The sequence below is a fragment of the Sphingomonas sp. genome (assembly GCF_035758555.1).
Lineage (GTDB): Bacteria > Pseudomonadota > Alphaproteobacteria > Sphingomonadales > Sphingomonadaceae > Sphingomonas_B.
The window spans coordinates 1-17,172 of record NZ_DASTXI010000139.1; the positions used below are offsets into that span (position 1 = coordinate 1).

The 17,172-nt window shown below is 67.4% G+C and carries 17 protein-coding genes; 8 read left to right on the forward strand and 9 right to left on the reverse strand.

Annotation, left to right across the window (positions count from 1 at the left end; all coding sequences use genetic code 11):
- From VFT73_RS08500 to infA, 5 genes are all read right to left on the reverse strand, one after another.
- A partial coding sequence (locus tag VFT73_RS08500; protein ID WP_326409854.1) for a sulfite exporter TauE/SafE family protein occupies positions 1-312 on the reverse strand: 312 nt, incomplete at its 3' end.
- A 25-nt stretch (positions 313-337) separates the two neighbouring features.
- Positions 338-1,546, reverse strand: a complete 1,209-nt coding sequence (locus VFT73_RS08505; RefSeq protein ID WP_326409856.1) for an LL-diaminopimelate aminotransferase — start codon at positions 1,544-1,546, stop codon at positions 338-340.
- Positions 1,547-1,666: 120 nt separating this feature from the next.
- On the reverse strand, positions 1,667-2,623 hold the full coding sequence (locus VFT73_RS08510; RefSeq protein ID WP_326409858.1) for a ribonuclease: 957 nt from the start codon (positions 2,621-2,623) through the stop codon (positions 1,667-1,669).
- A complete protein-coding gene (locus tag VFT73_RS08515; RefSeq protein WP_326409860.1) occupies positions 2,616-3,188 on the reverse strand; it encodes a Maf family protein in 573 nt (190 codons plus the stop codon). The genes VFT73_RS08510 and VFT73_RS08515 overlap by 8 nt, the downstream gene beginning before the upstream one ends.
- A gap of 17 nt (positions 3,189-3,205) precedes the next feature.
- Positions 3,206-3,451 carry a translation initiation factor IF-1 gene (infA, locus tag VFT73_RS08520; RefSeq protein WP_022685627.1) on the reverse strand — a complete coding sequence of 82 codons (246 nt, stop codon included), beginning with the start codon at positions 3,449-3,451 and terminating at the stop codon, positions 3,206-3,208.
- Positions 3,452-3,587: 136 nt separating this feature from the next.
- On the opposite strand from infA, the gene VFT73_RS08525 reads away from it, so the two are divergent.
- The gene (locus VFT73_RS08525; RefSeq protein ID WP_326409863.1) at positions 3,588-3,974 is read left to right on the forward strand and encodes a PilZ domain-containing protein; all 387 of its coding nucleotides are present in this window, start codon (positions 3,588-3,590) and stop codon (positions 3,972-3,974) included.
- Positions 3,975-4,040: 66 nt separating this feature from the next.
- On the opposite strand, the gene VFT73_RS08530 is transcribed toward VFT73_RS08525, so the two are convergent.
- From VFT73_RS08530 to VFT73_RS08545, 4 genes are all read right to left on the reverse strand, one after another.
- On the reverse strand, positions 4,041-6,191 hold the full coding sequence (locus VFT73_RS08530; protein ID WP_326409865.1) for a sodium-translocating pyrophosphatase: 2,151 nt from the start codon (positions 6,189-6,191) through the stop codon (positions 4,041-4,043).
- Positions 6,192-6,292: 101 nt separating this feature from the next.
- Positions 6,293-7,147 carry a thiamine-phosphate kinase gene (gene thiL, locus VFT73_RS08535; protein ID WP_326409868.1) on the reverse strand — a complete coding sequence of 285 codons (855 nt, stop codon included), beginning with the start codon at positions 7,145-7,147 and terminating at the stop codon, positions 6,293-6,295.
- Entirely contained in the window at positions 7,144-8,142 is a 999-nt protein-coding gene (locus VFT73_RS08540; protein WP_326409870.1) for a ligase-associated DNA damage response exonuclease, read from the reverse strand. Before VFT73_RS08540 ends, thiL begins: the two co-directional genes overlap by 4 nt.
- Entirely contained in the window at positions 8,139-8,576 is a 438-nt protein-coding gene (locus tag VFT73_RS08545; protein ID WP_326409872.1) for a hypothetical protein, read from the reverse strand. Before VFT73_RS08545 ends, VFT73_RS08540 begins: the two co-directional genes overlap by 4 nt.
- Before the next feature lie 81 nt (positions 8,577-8,657).
- Here VFT73_RS08545 and VFT73_RS08550 point away from each other — a divergent pair, with 81 nt between their 5' ends.
- The 7 genes from VFT73_RS08550 to VFT73_RS08580 all read left to right on the forward strand — a co-directional run bounded on the left by VFT73_RS08550 (position 8,658) and on the right by VFT73_RS08580 (position 17,104).
- Positions 8,658-8,843: a hypothetical protein gene (locus VFT73_RS08550; protein ID WP_326409874.1), complete on the forward strand. Its 186-nt coding sequence runs from the start codon at positions 8,658-8,660 to the stop codon at positions 8,841-8,843.
- Positions 8,844-8,899: 56 nt separating this feature from the next.
- On the forward strand, positions 8,900-11,308 hold the full coding sequence (locus tag VFT73_RS08555; RefSeq protein ID WP_326409876.1) for a ligase-associated DNA damage response DEXH box helicase: 2,409 nt from the start codon (positions 8,900-8,902) through the stop codon (positions 11,306-11,308).
- A 100-nt stretch (positions 11,309-11,408) separates the two neighbouring features.
- The gene (locus VFT73_RS08560) at positions 11,409-12,320 is read left to right on the forward strand and encodes a retropepsin-like aspartic protease (protein WP_326409879.1); all 912 of its coding nucleotides are present in this window, start codon (positions 11,409-11,411) and stop codon (positions 12,318-12,320) included.
- 108 nt (positions 12,321-12,428) lie between these two features.
- A complete protein-coding gene (locus tag VFT73_RS08565; protein WP_326409881.1) occupies positions 12,429-13,835 on the forward strand; it encodes a M20/M25/M40 family metallo-hydrolase in 1,407 nt (468 codons plus the stop codon).
- A 49-nt stretch (positions 13,836-13,884) separates the two neighbouring features.
- Positions 13,885-14,547, forward strand: coding sequence for a ligase-associated DNA damage response endonuclease PdeM (gene pdeM, locus VFT73_RS08570; RefSeq protein WP_326409883.1), 663 nt, complete (start codon positions 13,885-13,887; stop codon positions 14,545-14,547).
- Positions 14,548-14,613: 66 nt separating this feature from the next.
- Positions 14,614-15,276 (forward strand): polysaccharide deacetylase family protein, encoded by a 663-nt coding sequence (locus VFT73_RS08575; RefSeq protein WP_326409887.1) that lies wholly within the window; start codon positions 14,614-14,616, stop codon positions 15,274-15,276.
- 10 nt (positions 15,277-15,286) lie between these two features.
- The gene (locus tag VFT73_RS08580) at positions 15,287-17,104 is read left to right on the forward strand and encodes an HAD-IIIC family phosphatase (RefSeq protein WP_326409884.1); all 1,818 of its coding nucleotides are present in this window, start codon (positions 15,287-15,289) and stop codon (positions 17,102-17,104) included.
- The last annotated feature ends 68 nt before the right edge of the window (positions 17,105-17,172 follow it).

The window sequence follows — 17,172 nt, forward strand, 5'->3', positions numbered from 1 at the left end:
GACGCGGCCGGTATCCTCGGCACGCATCCGGGCGATGCTCAAGGCCGCGAGCGTCAGCAGCGTTGCCGGCACGCTGCCGGTCGCGAGCCGCCGCACGACGCGCCAGTCGACGGTGCCGCGCCAGCCGTGCACGCCGGTGCCGGCCAGCTTGGTCGCGGACGCATAGAGCAGGTCGGTGCCGACCGCGGTGACCGGATGGAAGCCGAAGACGAGCACCAGGATCGGCGTCATCAGCGATCCACCGCCCACCCCGGTCATCCCGACGAGCAGGCCGACCAATACGCCTGCGATGGAATAAAGCGGCTCGATCATGATCGGGCGCGCCGGGCCGTCGAGCTCAGGCGGAGGTCTGCGCGGGCGTGTTGACGCCCATGCTGGCAAGATAGCGTTTCACGTTGCGCGCGGCCTGGCGAATGCGTTGCTCGTTCTCGACCATGGCGATGCGCACGAACCCCTCTCCCTCCTCGCCATAGCCGACGCCGGGCGCGACCGCGACGCCGGCATGGGTGAGCAATTGTTTCGAGAACTCAAGGCTGCCTAAATGGACAAGCGCCGGCGGCAGCGGGGCCCAGGCGAACATCGAGGCGCGGGGCGGGGGAATGTCCCAGCCGGCGCGGCCGAAGCTTTCGACGAGCACGTCGCGCCGGTGCTTGTAGAGCTGACGATTCTTGTCGACGATATCCTGCGGTCCGTTGATGGCGGCGCAAGCGGCGGCCTGGATCGGCGTGAAGGCGCCGTAATCGAGATAGGACTTCACCCGCGTCAGCGCGGCGATCAGCACCGGATTGCCGACCGCGAAGCCCATCCGCCAGCCCGCCATCGAATAGGTCTTGGACATCGACGTGAACTCGACCGCCACGTCCTTGGCACCGGGCACCTGCAGGATCGACGGCGTCGGGCAATCGTCGAAATAGATTTCGGAATAGGCTAGGTCCGACAGGATCCAGAGCCCGTGCTCTTTCGCGAACGCGACGACGCGCTCGTAGAAGGCGAGATCGACGACTTCGGCGGTCGGGTTGGACGGATAGCCCATCACCAGCACCGAAGGCTTCGGCACAGTGAATTTCACCGCGCGCTCCAGACTCTCGAAATAACGCTCATCGGGCGTGGTCGGAACCGATCGGATCGTTGCGCCCGCGATGATGAAGCCGAAGGTGTGGATCGGATAGCTCGGGTTCGGCGCCAGCACCACGTCGCCGGGCGCGGTGATCGCCTGCGCCAGATTCGCGAGACCTTCCTTGGAGCCGAGCGTCACCACCACTTCGCGTTCGGGATCGAGTTCGACCCCGAAGCGGCGGGCGTAATAGCCGGCCTGGGCCTTGCGCAGACCGGGGATGCCCTTGGACGCCGAATAGCCGTGCGCATCCGGCTTGCGCGCGACCTCGCACAGCTTTTCGATCACGTGCGGCGGCGGCGGCAGGTCGGGGTTTCCCATGCCCAGGTCGATGATGTCTTCGCCCGCCGCGCGTGCTGCCGCGCGCATCGCGTTCACTTCGGCGATGACATAGGGCGGCAGGCGCTTGATGCGGTAGAAATCGGTGTCCATGCGCCGAGCCTTACAGCTTCCTTTCCGGACGCTCTACCCGACTCCGTTCGTTTCGAGCGAAGTCGAGAAACGAGTCTGGCTCGGAGCTGCGCTTCTCGACTCCGGTCGAAGCGAACGGGACTAAGAGACTGTCGCCTCTATCCGTATTGCCCGGCCCCGGCGGCGGGCCAGGTCCGCGCTCCAGTCCGGACGCGATGCGATCAAGCGGGCAACCGGAGCCGGCGCCGGGACGCTGTCGGGACCGGGGAGCGGCTCGCGCTCCAGACGTCGCAGCAGCGCGAACGCGCCCGCCCGGACCGGGTCCGACTGAATCAGTTCCATCAGCGATGGCCGCAGCCGGCGGCGGACGATCTGGAGAAAGCCGAAGCCATTGACCGCGGTCCGCTCGAACGGCTGCGGCAGCGCGGCATCCAATGCATCCGCCGCTGCCTGCCTGGCGCGTTTGTCGGGCAGTGTCGGCAGGTCGAGCCCGATCGAGCCGCCGATGTCGAAACGGCGGATCGCTTGCGCTGCCGCAGCCGCGCCGCGCGCGGCCAGCTCGGCCGGCAAGAGCTCGCCGTCGACGTCGATGACGGTCATGGCGGGCGTCAGCGCAATTCGCAGCAGCCCGCCGGCGAAGGGGACCAGGCCCGACTCGGCCTGCTCCAGCAATTCGGACCAGCCTGCTTCTTCGAGAAGATCGGGCCCGTGCGGCGGGATGATTCGGACCGGAATGCCGCTCTCGTCCAGCGATTCCCTCAGCGCCGGTGCCGGCCGGATCGGCTCGTCGGACGGTCGCGCGAGCGGCAGCTTCGGGTTGCCGCGCTCCGGAATCGCCTCACGGACGATTTCGACAGTGAGCGGTGCGCCTTCGGTCAGGCCGGACGGGACGGGTGCAAGCAGGGCGATCGCTCCGCCTTGCAGCTCCACTTCGCCGCGGCCAGCCCGGCCGGCCTTGCGTTTCAAGCGGGCGGCAACGACGTCGCCGGCGCGAATCCGGTTGTCGTCGCGATCGATCCGCGCCTCGATTATGGCACCATCCTCAACCAGCGCGGCACGCTCCTCGCCGATGCCGTCCTCGTACAGCCACTCAGCCAAGCGGGTAACCGGCCGAGAGAAGCAAGGCGCGCGTCTCGAACAACGGCAGGCCGACCACGCCGGAATGGCTGCCCGACAGGAAACGCACGAGCGCCTCGGCGCGGCCCTGGATCGCATAGCCGCCCGCCTTGCCCCGCCATTCGCCGCTGGCAAGATAGGCGTCGATCTCCTCGGCCGTCAGCCGCTTGAACGTGACGATGCTGGTCGACAGCCGGTGTCGTGCCTGGCCGTCGGCATCGATCAGCGTCACCGCACTATGCACGCGGTGGCGTCGGCCGGACAGGAGTTCCAGGCAATAGCGCGCGGTCGCGTCCTCCTCGGCCTTGGGCAGGATGCGGCGGCCGGCTGCGACGACCGTGTCGGCGGCAAGCACAAGTGCGCCCGGCTTCGCGACCGCGACCGCGGCCGCTTTCGCCGCGGCCAGCCGTTCGGCATGAGGCGCGGGAAGCTCGCCCTTCAAGGGAGTCTCGTCGATTTCGGCCGGCACGATCGCGTCGGGCACGACGCCGATGCGCGCCAGCAGGTCCAGCCGGCGCGGGCTCGCGGATGCCAGGATCAGCGGCACGCGTGCGCCGCCGGCGGTCAGGACGGCCCGGGGCCGCCGCGGCCGGGCATGAAGCGATAGGTGATGCGGCCCTTGGTCAGGTCGTAGGGCGTCAGTTCGACGAGCACTTCGTCGCCGACCAGCACGCGGATGCGATTCTTGCGCATCTTGCCGGCGGTGTGGCCGAGAATCTCGTGATCATTCTCCAGCCGGACGCGAAACATTGCGTTGGGGAGCAGTTCGACGACCTGTCCCCGCATTTCCAGAAGTTCTTCCTTGGCCAAGCAGCTGCCTTTGGTTCGGAGTGAAAAAATCGCGCCGCCATAACGAACGGCGGGCAAAAAGGGAAGCGAGCGCACGATGAAGATAACGCCGCCGAAACCATTGCCTGCTACGCAGGCTCCCCAAAGGAGCGCAACGATGATCAAGCCGATCGCCGTGCACGACACCAGGCGCGCATCGCGTCGCCAGAATTTCATGATCCGCGCGACCATCGAGGCGGATTCGGGCGAGAGCCATTCGGGCCGCGTCCGAGACCTGTCGGCGGAAGGCGTAAAGGTCGAGCTTGACGCTGTTCCCGAACAGCCGATGAAGCGCGGAGAGACTGTGTTCGTCGAGTTGCGCGGCGTTGGACGGGCCAAGGCAACGGTCGTGTGGCGGCGAAGCAATTGGTACGGCGTGCGCTTTGCGCGGCCGATCAATCCCGAACGGGCGATCAAGCCGGTCGGCACGGGCAAGAAGACGCCCGACTATGTGAAGCCGGTCCTGCTGCCCAATCGTTCGCTCAAATATGTCGAAGGGCTCTGATCCCGCATAACGAAAAGGCCCGCCCGGATCGCTCCGGACGGGCCGTTTCTTGGTCGTGATCGACGATCAGATGTGGCCGGCCAGGGCCGCGAGCAGCAGAAGTGCCACGATGTTCGTGATCTTGATCATCGGATTGACGGCCGGGCCGGCGGTGTCCTTGTAGGGATCGCCGACCGTGTCGCCGGTCACCGCGGCCTTGTGTGCCTCGGAGCCCTTGCCGCCGTAATTGCCGTCTTCGATATATTTCTTCGCATTGTCCCAGGCGCCGCCACCGGAGGTCATCGAGATCGCGACGAACAGGCCGGAGACGATCACGCCGAGCAGCAGCGCGCCCAGGGCCGCAAAGCCCTGCTCACGCCCTGCGACGCCTGTGATGAAGAAGAACACGACGATCGGCGTCAGCACCGGCAACAGGCTGGGGATGATCATCTCCTTGATCGCGGCGCGCGTGACCAGGTCGACCGTCCGGGCGTAATTGGGACGGCTGGTGCCTTCCATGATGCCCTTGTTGTCGCGGAACTGACCGCGCACTTCCTCGACCACTGCGCCGGCCGCCCTGCCGACCGCGGTCATGCCCATCGCGCCGAACAGGTAGGGGAGCAGCGCTCCCAGCAGCAGGCCGACGATCACGTACGGGTTGGAGAGCGAGAAATCGACCGTCAGGTCCGGGAAGAACTCTTTCAGGTCGGTCGTATAGGCGCCGAACAGCACCAGCGCGGCAAGGCCGGCCGAGCCGATGGCATAGCCCTTTGTCACTGCCTTGGTGGTGTTGCCGACTGCGTCGAGCGCATCGGTGCGGTCGCGGACCTCGCCTTCCAGGCCTGCCATTTCGGCGATGCCGCCGGCATTGTCGGTCACCGGGCCATAGGCGTCGAGCGCCACCACCATGCCGGCCAGCGCCAGCATCGACGTTGCCGCAAAGGCGATGCCGATGACGTTGCCGGTCAGCTGATAGGCGATGATGATGCCGACGACGATCACCAGCGTCGGCAGCGCGGTCGCCTCGAGCGAAACGGCGAGGCCCTGGATGACGTTGGTGCCGTGGCCGGTCTCGGACGCCCGCGCGATCGACTTGACCGGGCGGTAGTTGGTGCCGGTGTAATATTCGGTGATCCAGACGATCGCGGCAGTGACTGCCAGGCCGATCATCATGCACCAGAACAGGTCCATGCCGGTGAAGCTCTTGCCGACCTCGGTAGTGGCGAAGGGATCCGGCCCTTCGGTGAACTGGCCGGCGGCGCCGATCGGCGCGTTCATGTCGCCGCCGAGCGTGTAGCTGGTCGCGAAATAGAGCAGCGGGATCGACAGGATCGCGGTCGTCCAAAAGCCCTTGTACAGCGCGCCCATGATCGACTGCTTGGCGCCCAGGCGGACCATATAGGTGCCGATGATCGAGGCGATGATGCAGACGCCGCCGATGATGAGCGGCAGCGACATCAGGCGCATCAGCTCTGCCGAGCTCGCCTGGACGAGAAGCGCGATCGAGACCATCGTCACGCCCAAGGTCACGACATAGGTTTCGAACAGGTCGGCGGCCATGCCCGCGCAGTCGCCGACATTGTCGCCGACGTTGTCGGCGATCACGGCCGGGTTGCGGGGATCGTCTTCCGGGATGCCGGCTTCGACCTTGCCGACCAGGTCGGCGCCGACGTCGGCGGCCTTGGTGAAGATGCCGCCGCCGAGACGCGCGAAGATCGAGATCAGCGACGCGCCGAACGAGAGTGCAACCAGCGCATTGACGACGATCCGGTCGTCAGGGGCATGGCCGCCCATGTCGGTCAGTGCGTAGAAGAAGACCGAGATCGCGAGCAGGCCGAGGCCCGCCACCAGCATGCCGGTGATCGCGCCGGAGCGGAAGGCGACGGTCAGTCCGCCCTGCAACGAGCCGCGCGCGGCCTCCGCCGTGCGGACGTTGGCGCGAACCGAGATGTTCATGCCGATATAGCCGGCCGCGCCCGACAGTATCGCGCCGACGACGAAGCCGATCGCCGAGGTCAGGCCGAGGAACACGCCGACGAGCACGGCAACCACGACGCCCACGATCGCGATCGTCGTGTACTGCCGGCCCAGATAGGCCTGCGCGCCTTCCTGAATGGCGCCGGCGATCTCCTGCATGCGCTGATTGCCGGCCGATTGCTTGAGCACCTGCGCGCTGGTGAAGAAGCCATAGACCACGGCCAGAAGGCCGCAGGCGATGGCGATCAGAACAACGTTCATCGAAACCCTTTCCCCATCTGTTGGCGGCTCTTGTCACCCCGGCCGCTCCCTTTGGGCCGGCGGTATAGAGGGCGCGTTCGGGCAAGAGCAAGTGAAACAGGTTAGGTGTGCATCCAGCCGAGCGACGCAGGCAGCGGCACAGGCGAACCGGCCTGCACGAGGCTCAGTCCCTGCCCCTGCGCGAAACGGCCGATCCGCGTGGCGGGCATCGGCAGTGATACGTCCGCCGGGGCGGCGAAGAGCAACTCGTAATCGTCGCCGGCGGTGACTGCCTCGAGCGGATCGCCGGACACCGGAACGTCCGCGAGGTCGATCGTGACGGCGAGACCGCTGGCGTCGGCCATGCGCCTCGCGTCGATCAGCAGCCCATCCGAAACATCCATCATCGCGTGGACGATCGGCGCAAGCGCCCGGCCTTCGACGAGACGCGGCTGCGGGCGGCGATAGGCCTCGACCTCCGGCCCCGTTTCACCCGCGCTGAGCAGCCTAAGGCCGATCCCGGCGCGGCCGATCGTGCCGGTGACGTAGAGCGCATCGCCGGCCCGTGCGCCGCCGCGCGAAGGGGCATGGCCCGCCCGGCCGATCGCGGTCAGGCCGAAGCTGCGCGGGCCGTTCGCCCGCACCGTATCTCCGCCGAGCAGCGGCATTGGGTAGGTTTGGAGGACCTGCTTGAGCCCGGCGACGAATCCTGCGTTCCACTCCGCCGGACCCAGCGCGTAGCCGAGCAGGCACCCGACCGGCTCGGCGCCCTTGGCGGCAAGGTCGGACAGGTTCACGGCGACCAGCTTCCATGCGACGTCCTCGGGCGGATCGTCGGGCAGGAAATGCACCCCCTCGACGATCATGTCGTGGGTCAGCACGAGATCGCCCAGCACCGCCGCATCGTCGGCAAAGCCCCGCGCCGCGGGGTCGGTTGCAAGGTTGCGGATCGCGGCGAGGAACTCCGCCTCGTTCAATCGTCCTCGTCCTCATAACCGCGGAGATCGAGCGCGCGCGCCTTGATCTGGCGCGTCATGCACCAGTGGATCAGCGCGTCCTCGCGGCCGTGCGTAACCCATACTTCCTGCGGCGCGATCTCCAGGATCGTGTCGGTCAGCTCGTCCCAGTCGGCATGGTCCGAAAGGATCAGCGGCAGCTCGACATTGCGCTGCACCGCGCGCTGGCGGATACGCATCCAGCCGGATGCCATCGCAGTGATCGGGTCGGGTAGTCGCCGGCTCCAGCGGTCGTTGAGCGCGCCCGGCGGCGCGAGCACGATGTGGCCGGCAATCTCCGCCTTGGGCACGCCGGTCGCCAGCCGCAGTTCGCCGAGCGCCACGCCATGCTCGACATAGAGCTCGCAGAGCCGCTGCATCGCGCCGTGGAGGTAGATCGGATCGTCATGGCCGCGCTGGCGCAGCTCCGCGATCACGCGCTGCGCCTTGCCGAGCGGATAGGCGCCGACCAGCACGCAGCGATCGGGATTTCCGTGCAGGGCGGCCAGCAATTTGTCGATCTCGTCGCCGGTTTCCGGGTGGACGAAGACGGGCAGGCCGAAGGTCGCTTCGGTGATGAAGATGTCGCATGCCTGCGGCTCGAACGGCGGGCAGGTCGGGTCCGGCCGGCGCTTGTAGTCGCCCGAGACGACGACCCGCTCGCCGTCATGCTCCAGCACGATCTGCGCGGAGCCGAGCACATGGCCTGCGGGGACGAACGTCACTTCCACGTCGCCCATCCGCATCGTCTCGCCATAGCGGACCGGATGCGCGGCCTGCGCTCCGTAGCGCGCGTCCATGATCGCCAGCGTCTCGGGCGTCGCCCAGACGGCGCCGTGGCCGCCGCGGGCGTGATCGCTGTGACCATGAGTGACGAGCGCGCGCGGCTTCGGCTGCGACGGATCGATCCAGGCGTCGGCGGCGGGCACATAGATGCCCTCTGGATGCGGCTCGATCCAGGCGCCGAGCTGTCTCATTCCTCGTCGAGCGGGACCGGTTCGGACGCCTCGGGCGTCCGGCTCGCCAGCCAGCCGCCGATCAGTGCGGCGGCGACCTTGAACGCGTAGGAGCGGCCTGTCGTCGCCAGCGCCATCTGGCCGGGATCGCCGAACAGGAACACGATTCCGAGGTCGATCAGGATGTACACGGCCACCATCAGCCCGGCCGCGGCCAAAGCATCGCGGCCGGCGAACGGACGAGCGACGAACCAGCCGGTCACCACCATCACAATCGGCCCGACGATCAGGTCCACCATCCCGGCCCGCACCGCCGCCTCGTGCTGGAAGCCGGCGACGTCGCCCGCGCTCGTCGGCGCGCCGACCAGAACGAGCAAGGCAATCACGCTGCCGACCATCATCAGCAGCACCGACAGGATGGCAAAGGCGATGGCGCGCGGGAGGAATCTGCTCATGCGCGTATCGCTAGCGAGCGTGGCTCCGGATCGCAAACCGTTCCGCTTCGTTGACGAACGGCACGGCCAGAGGAGTAAGACGTGAACACGGTTTCGATGATCCTGTTGCTGCTCGGCGTCATTGCATTCGTGGCCATCATCGTCATGAGCATCGTGCGCAACCGCAAGCGCGACACGCCGGCCGACCTCGCGCGCACCGAACGCGCCACCCGCGAGTTCCGAGAACAGGGCGCGGACAATGCCCCGGAGAACAGGGTGGAGCGGTAAACCAGGGCGAAAGAAGAAGCTGGACCCCGGCTTCCGCCGGGGTGACGTAGAGGATGATGCTCTCCCTTCCAGCGCCCCTCACCGACTGGTTTGCCGCGAAAGGCTGGAGTCCGCGCCGGCATCAGCTCGAAATGCTCGAAGCGGCGCGGCGCGGGGAGCACGCGCTGCTGGTCGCGCCGACCGGATCGGGCAAGACGCTTGCCGGCTTCCTGCCCAGCCTTGTCGAGCTGATCGAGAGCCCGACCGACACGCTCCATACCCTGTACGTCTCGCCGCTGAAGGCGCTCGCGGTCGACGTGCAGCGTAACCTGCTCGGCCCCATCGAGGAAATGGGGCTCGACATCCGGGTCGAGACGCGGAGCGGCGACACGCCGTCCGACCGCAAGGCGCGGCAACGGGTGCGGCCGCCGCAGATGCTGCTGACCACACCCGAGTCGCTGAGCCTGCTGCTGTCCTACCCGGAGAGCTTCGCGCTGTTCGCGGGGCTGAAGACGATCGTTGTCGATGAGGTGCACGCCTTTGCGACGGGCAAGCGCGGCGACCTGCTGGCGCTGTCGATGGCGCGGCTGCAGCGGATCGCGCCGCAGCTCCGCCGGGTGGCGCTGTCCGCGACCGTCGCCGATCCGGACGGCTATCGCGCCTGGCTCGCGCCCGATGGCGACATCGATACGGTGTCGCTGGTCCGGGGCGATCCGGGCGCCGAGCCGCACATCTCGATCCTCATCCCGGAAGGCGTGATTCCCTGGGCAGGCCATTCGGGCCGCTACGCCGCGCCGCAGGTGATGGCTGAGATCGAGACGCATCGCACCACGATCGTCTTCTGCAACACGCGCTCGCTGGCCGAGCTGATCTTTCAGGATCTGTGGGCAGTCAACGAACTGAAGCTGCCCATTGGCATCCATCACGGCAGCCTCAGCCGCGAAGCGCGGCGCAAGGTGGAGCTGGCGATGGCGGAAGGGCGGCTGCGCGCGCTGGTTGCGACCGCCTCGCTCGATCTCGGCGTCGACTGGGGCGATGTCGATTGCGTGATCCAGATGGGCGCTCCCAAGGGCGCGTCCCGGCTGTTGCAGCGCGTCGGCCGCGCCAACCACCGGCTCGACGAGCCGTCCGAGGCAATCCTCGTGCCCGGCAATCGCTTCGAATATCTGGAAGCACGTGCCGCGCTCGACGCCGTGACCGAGGGCGAGCTCGACGCCGACATCTTCCGCCGCGGCGCGCTCGACGTGCTCGCGCAGCACATCGTGGCCTGCGCCTGCGCGGCGCCATTCGAAGAAACCGAGCTCCTCGATGAAGTCCGCGCGGCGCTTCCCTATTCGGCCCTGTCGGATGCCCTGTTCGCCCAGGTCCTGAGCTATATCGAATCGGGGGGCTATGCGCTGAAGGCCTATGACCGGTTCAAGCGGCTGACCCGCGATCCGGACGGGCGTTGGCGCGTCAGCCATCCGAAGTTCGTGCTTCAGCATCGGCTGAACGCCGGCATCATCGTCGAGGCGACGATGCTCAGTGTCCGTTTTCGCAACGGCCGCACCATCGGGCGCATCGAGGAAAGCTTCGCCGCGACGCTTAGCCCGCGCGACACCTTCTTCTTCGCCGGGCTGGTGCTGGAGGTCGAGCGGATCGACACCGAGGACGTGATCGTCCGCGCGACGTCGAAGCCGGCGCGGATCCCGACCTATGGCGGCGCGCGCATGCCGATCTCGACCCACCTCGCCGATCGGGTCCGCGCGTTCCTGGACGCGCCGCAGGAATGGCCGCGCTTTCCGGACGACGTGCGCGACTGGCTTGCCATGCAGGCGCGGCGCTCGGCGCTGCCCGGCCCGGATCAATTGCTGGTCGAAACCTTTCCGCGCGAAGGGCGGCACTACATGGTCGTCTACAGCTTCGAAGGCTGGAACGCGCATCAGTCGCTCGGCATGCTGGTCACGCGGCGGATGGAGACGCTGGGGCTGAAGCCTTTGGGCTTCGTCGCCAGCGACTATGCGATCGCGACCTACAGCCTCGAACCCGTCGCCGATCCCCGGCCGCTCTTTTCGCCCGACATCCTGGAGCATGAATTCGTCGACTGGGTGCAGCAATCATCGCTGCTGAAGCGCGCCTTTCGCGAAGTGGCGGTGATCGGCGGCCTCGTCGAGCGCCAGCATCCCGGCAGGCGCAAAACCGGCAAGCAGGTCAGTTTCTCGACCGACCTGATCTACGACGTGCTGCGCCGCTACGAGCCCGACCATCTGCTGCTGCGCGCAGCATGGGACGATGCGCGGGCAAAGATGACGGATGTCGGTCGCCTCGCGAACCTGCTCGACCGCGCCGGCGCGACCATGCTGCACGTCGACTTGCCGCGCGTCAGCCCGCTGGCGGTGCCGGTCCTGGTGCTGATCGGCCGCGAACGCGTCGCGCAAGGCACGGTCGACGACTTGCTGTTGATCGAAGCGGAAGCGCTCGTCGCCGAAGCGATGGCGACGGACTGACCGGCAACGTTCAAGGGTTCCAAATCGACGTTCGCCTGCGCGGGCGTTTCCGAACGCGCGTCAAAGGCGTAGGCTCTCGTTCGGTGGTTGGGAGAGTCTTATGATTGCGATGCTGTTGGCTCTGGCCACGGTTCCATCGACACAGGCGCCGGTGCCGCCTGACGTCACCGTTGCCCTGGGCATGGACCGGTCGGACCGGATGACGGTGCCGGTCAGGATCGGGGAATCGGAGGCGCTCGCCTTCGTCATCGACACCGGCGCGGAGCGGACGCTGGTGTCGCGCCAGCTGGCCGAGCGGCTGAACCTCGCCGCCGGCCCGGTGCTGAACATGGTCACCGTCACCGGGACGAGCAGGGTCGGCACGGTCATCGTCCCGTCGCTCGAGCTCTCGGGCACCGAAGTGAAGGAGATCGAGGCGCCGGCGCTGGACCAGGCGCATCTCGGCGCCGCGGGCATGCTTGGCCTGGACAGCCTGCAGCGCCGGCGCGTGACGCTCGATTTCAAGAACAACGAGATGAAGGTCACGGCCGCCCGTCATGTCGAAGACACCGACCCCGACACGATCGTGGTGACTGCGCGCAACCGCTATGGCCAGCTGATCCTCGTCAACTCGCGCCTGATGGGCGAGCGGGTGCAGGTGATCGTCGACACCGGCGCCGAAACCAGCATCGGCAATCTGGCGCTGCTGAGAAAGCTGGAGCGGCACAAGAAGCTTCCCGCGCTCACGCCGGTCACCATCACCAGCGTGACAGGCGGGACGATGCCGGCGCAATTCGCGCAGATCGAACGCATCCAGATCGGCGGCGTCGACATGAACAACATTCCCGTCGCCTTTGCCGATGCCGAGCCATTCAGGCGGTTCGGGCTGGAGAACAAGCCAGCGCTGTTGCTGGGCATGGACGCGCTCCGGCTGTTCGAACGCGTGTCGGTCGATTTCGCCAACAAGCAGGTGCGCTTCATCCTGCCCGACGAATCGGCGGTGGAGCGCCGGACGCTGATGGCGCTCAATTAGGCGAATCCGCCGTCATTCCCGCGAAAGCCGGAATCCAGCTTTTCTTTTGCTCTATGTTGAAGAAGAAGAGCTGGCCCCGGCCTTCGCCCCGGGGGTGACGGAGGGGAAATGCACAAATATCTGCTCGGCGCCGCGAGCGCCGCCGCCTTGCTGGCGCAACCGCTGGCGGCCCAGACGCTCAGGCCGGACCAGGCTGCGTTCCGCCAGCTTTATCAGGAACTGGTCGAGACCAACACGACGCTGTCGGCCGGAAGCTGCACCGAGGCGGCGGAGAAGATGGCGGCGCGGCTGAAGGCGGCGGGCTATACCGATCAGGATCTGACGCTGTTCTCGGTGCCCGAGCATCCGAAGGATGGCGGGCTGGTCGCGGTGCTGAAGGGCAGCGATGCCAAGGCGAAGCCGATGCTGCTGCTCGCGCACCTGGACGTGGTCGAGGCGAAGCGTGAGGACTGGACGCGCGATCCGTTCAAGCTGGTCGAAGAGAACGGGTTTTTCTACGCGCGCGGTTCGGCCGACGACAAGTCGATGGCGGCGATCTGGACCGATTCGCTGATCCGCTTCAAAAAGGAGGGGTTCAAGCCGAAGCGCACGATCAAGATGGCGCTGACCTGCGGCGAGGAAACCACCTACGCGTTCAACGGCGCCGACTGGCTGGCGAAGAACAAGCCCGAGCTGATCGCGGCCGGGTTCGCGCTGAACGAGGGCGGCGGCGGCAAGCTGGATGCTGAGGGCAATCGCCAGCTGCTCGCGATCCAGGTCGGCGAGAAGGCGGCGCAGAATTATACGCTGGAGACGACCAATCCCGGCGGCCACAGCTCCCAGCCGGTGCCGGACAATGCGATCTACGAGCTGGCGGACGCGATCGAGGCGATCCGGGGCTACGAGTTCCCGGTCAAGTTCAACGACACCACGCGCGCCTTCTTCACCGGCACCTCGACGACGATCGGCGGCGAGATGGGGGCGGCGATGAAGGCGCTGCTCGCAAATCCGGGCGACGCGGCGGCCAACGCGATCGTGTCGAAGGACAAGACCTTCCATTCGATGCTTCGCACGACCTGCGTCACGACGCTGCTCAAGGCCGGCCATGCGGAGAACGCATTGCCGCAGCGGGCGACCGCGAACGTCAATTGTCGCATCTTCCCCGGCGAAATGGTCGAAGGCACGCTGGCGCAGCTGAAGACGCTTGCCGGCCCGAAGGTGAAGGTGACCGCCAACGCGCCGATCCGCCCGAAGGCGATATCGCCGACGCTCGATCCGAAAATCCTGGGGCCGATCAAGGCCGTGGCGGCAAAGCACTTCCCCGGCGTGCCGCTGCTGCCGGTGATGTCGACCGGCGCGACCGACGGCATCTTCCTCGAGGCGATCGGCATCCCGGTCTATGGCGTGCCGGGAATATTCGGCGAGGCCGAAGGCAATGGCGCCCACGGCCTCAACGAGCACATCCGCGTCCGATCCCTCTATGAAGGCCGCGACTATCTGTTCGACCTGGTAAAGCTGTACGCGAACGCGGTTTGAGCACCGCGGCGCCATTGCGAGTCGCTTCGGCCGCGCCTAAGCGGCTCGCATGGTTCCCTTTTCGTTCGCCGGACACGAGTTGGCCGCGTTGGCCGAAGGCGCGCTGTTCTGGCCGTCGCGCCGGGCGCTGATCGTCGCCGACCTCCACCTCGAAAAAGCCAGCTGGTTTGCACAGGGGGGCCAGATGCTGCCGCCCTATGATTCGCAGGCGACGCTGACCGATTTGACCGCACTGGTCCGCCGCACAGGGGCCGCCGAACTCTGGTGCCTGGGCGACAGCTTCCATGACAGCGCAGGCTGCGAACGGCTGCCGGACGAGGCGCGGCGGCTGCTGACCGGGCTGACGGGCGCGCTGCGCTGGGTGTGGATCACCGGCAATCATGACGCCGCGCTGACCGACCATTGCGGCGGCGCGATCATGGCCGAGACGGAGGTGGACGGGCTGGTGCTGCGCCACGAAGCCGAAGCCGGCGAGACGCGGCCGGAACTGTCTGGCCATTTCCATCCGAAACTGAGGATCACCCAGCGCGGGCGCAACGTCGCTCGGCGTTGCTTCGTCGTCACTGCGACCAAGCTGATCCTGCCGGCCTTCGGCTCCCTGACCGGCGGTCTCGACGCCCGCCATCCCGAAATCGTCCGCGCCGTCGGCCCGCGCGCCGAAGCGCTCGTCCCTTTGTCGGACCGCCTGCTGCGGTTCCCGTTGGTCGCATGACCTTTTTTCGTAAAGGTGTCGGCCCTATGATTGCGCGGTGAGGGAGCGCGATCGTCCTTGAAGCGTGTGATCATCAATTTCCACGGGCTTGGCGCCGTTCCTGCGCATGTCGATTCGGGCGAAGCGAAGGCCTGGTGCGCGGACCCGGTGCTATATGCCGATCTGCTCGATGAAACCCGCGAGGCCGCGGCCGCGCACGGGCTCGATCATCTGATCACGTTCGATGACGGCAACCGGAGCGACCTCGACATCGGCCTGAAGCCGCTCGCGGATCGCGGCATCAGCGCGATCTTCTTCCCTTGCGCGGGGCGGATCGGAGAGGCCGGCTATCTCGACGCCTCGGCTCTCCGCGAGCTTGTGGCCGCCGGGCAACGGATCGGCAGCCATGGCTGGTCGCACACCGACTGGCGCCGCGCCTCGCCCGCCGTGATGCGGCAGGAAGTCGGTGAGGCCAGGGACCGGATCGAGCAGGCGGCGGGGGTGGCGGTCACGACCGTTGCGATCCCGTTCGGCTGCTATGATCGCCGGGTGCTGCGCGACGCGGCGGTTTTCGACACGGTCTTCACCAGCGACGCCGCACTGGCCGACGCGGGTGCGCGCGTGCAGCCGCGCTTTTCCTACACCACCGACTGGCAGCAAGGCGCGGTGAGCCATACGGTCGGGGATGCGGGCAAAGTCTTTCGCCGGGCGAAGAAGAAACTTGCCATGACGGTCAAGCGGCTCCGGTAGGAAGGCAGGCATGTTCCAGTTCGAATCGCTGAAGCGCGCCCGGCCTGCGGTCCCTGCCGATGCGCTCGAATCGCTGGCCGAGCCGGAGGCCGAGGCCGAGGCGCTGCTCGCCTGGGCGGAGCATTGCGTCGAGTGCGCCGCGCCCGCCTGCTACAAGACCTGCGATCTCTACGACCCGACCCCGCTCGGCAAATGCCGGCGTTTCGAGAGCGGCATCGTGCCGGTGCCGCGGCCCGGCAAGGCGCCGCTCGCCGAAGTGAAGTTCAAGCGCTGGGGCAAGCTGGAGGCGCAGGGCAATGCGCGGCCGCTGCCGGTGGCGCGCGCGCGGGCGGCCGAGACGCTGATCCGCTGGGCGACGGGGCCGGTCCACCGGCTCGGCCTTGCGATGCGCAAGCTGACCGGCGACAAACGCTGGGCGACCGCCAGCGAGGCGCTGCACAAGAAGCTTAACGACCGGCTGCAGCGAGGCGAGCACAAGCTGCCCAACGCCTTCATCGCCGACATCTATAATCCGGGCGCCAAGCCGGTGAAATTGCTGCTGACGGTCAATGTCGACCAGGCACGGCTGACGCGGACGATCCCGATCGAGCAGCAGCCGCGGCCGTTCCGCACTGCGATCGAGGTCCAGCCCGGCCCCAACCGGCACGTGATCCCGACCACCGAGTTCGCGGGCATCCTCGGCTCGGGCCTGCCGTTCCTGCTGGGCGTGACCGTCGACGGCGACGAGACTGCGCATCTCGCCTTCGGGCGGCTCGACCTGGTCTGGCTGCCCGAGGCGCCGCAGGCAGGCGCGGACAAGAAGCCGCGGCCCAACGCGAAGTGCGTGGTCTTCGATCTCGACAACACACTGTGGAAGGGCATCCTGCTCGAAGGCGCGGTGGAAGTGCGGGAGGAGATTGCGGAGCTGTTCCGCCGCCTCGACGAACGCGGCATCCTGATTTCCATTTCCAGCAAGAACGCGGCCGACGACGCCTATGCCCAGCTGAAGGCGTTCGGGCTGGACGATTACCTGCTCCACCCGCAGATCGGTTGGGATCCCAAGTCCGAAGGGCTGCGCCGGATCGCGGCGGCGCTCGATATCGGCATCGACACCTTCATCTTCGTCGATGACAACCCGTTCGAGCGCGCGGAGGTCGAGCAGGTGCTGCCGATGGTCGAGGTGCTGGCCGAAACCGCGATCCCGACGCTGCTGGACCATCCGCGGCTGCAGGGCGCCGTCACGCCCGAATCGAAGGCGCGGCGGCAGATGTACCGCGAGGCGGCCGCCCGCGACGTCGCCGCCCAAAGTTTCGACGACTATGCCGCGTTCCTGAAGAGCTGCGACATCCGGGTCAGCATCCGCCCGGACCGCCCGGCCGATTTCGACCGCATCGCCGAGCTCGTCCAGCGCACCAACCAGCTGAATTTTTCCGGCCGCAAATACAGCCGCGACGAGATCGCCGCGATCCTGCGCGATCCGGCGCAGGCCCGCTTCGTCGTCGACGTGGCGGACAAATTCGGCAGCTACGGCACCGTCGGCTTCTGCTTGGCGAGCTGGGCCGGCGACACGCTGACGATCGAGGATTTCATGCTGTCGTGCCGGGTGCAGGGCAAGTTCGTCGAGCAGGCGCTGTTCTGGTATCTGAGCGAGGCGGCGGGCCGCCCGCCCGTCAGCCGCGTCGTCGTCAACTTCAAGCGCACCGACCGCAACGCCGCCGCCTTCAAGGTGCTGACGACGCTCGGATTCGAGGCCGACGGCGACGGCTTTGTGCGCACGATCGCGCCCGGACAGTTCCGCGTCGATTTCCTGACCGTCAACGGCGAGGCCGGCGAGAACCTCGCCGCCTGAGCGGCCGCTATTCGGCCGGAGCGAGCTGCGCGCCGGCCGGCCCGGTCATCGGCTCAGGTCGGCTACGG

Excerpts from the sequence above, each read along its gene's own strand:
- VFT73_RS08505 (WP_326409856.1), bottom strand. The coding sequence starts at position 1,546 with ATGGACACCGATTTCTACCGCATCAAGCGCCTGCCGCCCTATGTCATC.
- VFT73_RS08525 (WP_326409863.1), top strand. The coding sequence starts at position 3,588 with ATGATCAAGCCGATCGCCGTGCACGACACCAGGCGCGCATCGCGTCGC.
- VFT73_RS08530 (WP_326409865.1), bottom strand. The coding sequence starts at position 6,191 with ATGAACGTTGTTCTGATCGCCATCGCCTGCGGCCTTCTGGCCGTGGTC.
- VFT73_RS08540 (WP_326409870.1), bottom strand. The coding sequence starts at position 8,142 with ATGAGACAGCTCGGCGCCTGGATCGAGCCGCATCCAGAGGGCATCTAT.
- VFT73_RS08545 (WP_326409872.1), bottom strand. The coding sequence starts at position 8,576 with ATGAGCAGATTCCTCCCGCGCGCCATCGCCTTTGCCATCCTGTCGGTG.
- VFT73_RS08555 (WP_326409876.1), top strand. The coding sequence starts at position 8,900 with ATGCTCTCCCTTCCAGCGCCCCTCACCGACTGGTTTGCCGCGAAAGGC.
- VFT73_RS08560 (WP_326409879.1), top strand. The coding sequence starts at position 11,409 with ATGATTGCGATGCTGTTGGCTCTGGCCACGGTTCCATCGACACAGGCG.
- VFT73_RS08565 (WP_326409881.1), top strand. The coding sequence starts at position 12,429 with ATGCACAAATATCTGCTCGGCGCCGCGAGCGCCGCCGCCTTGCTGGCG.
- pdeM (WP_326409883.1), top strand. The coding sequence starts at position 13,885 with ATGGTTCCCTTTTCGTTCGCCGGACACGAGTTGGCCGCGTTGGCCGAA.
- VFT73_RS08580 (WP_326409884.1), top strand. The coding sequence starts at position 15,287 with ATGTTCCAGTTCGAATCGCTGAAGCGCGCCCGGCCTGCGGTCCCTGCC.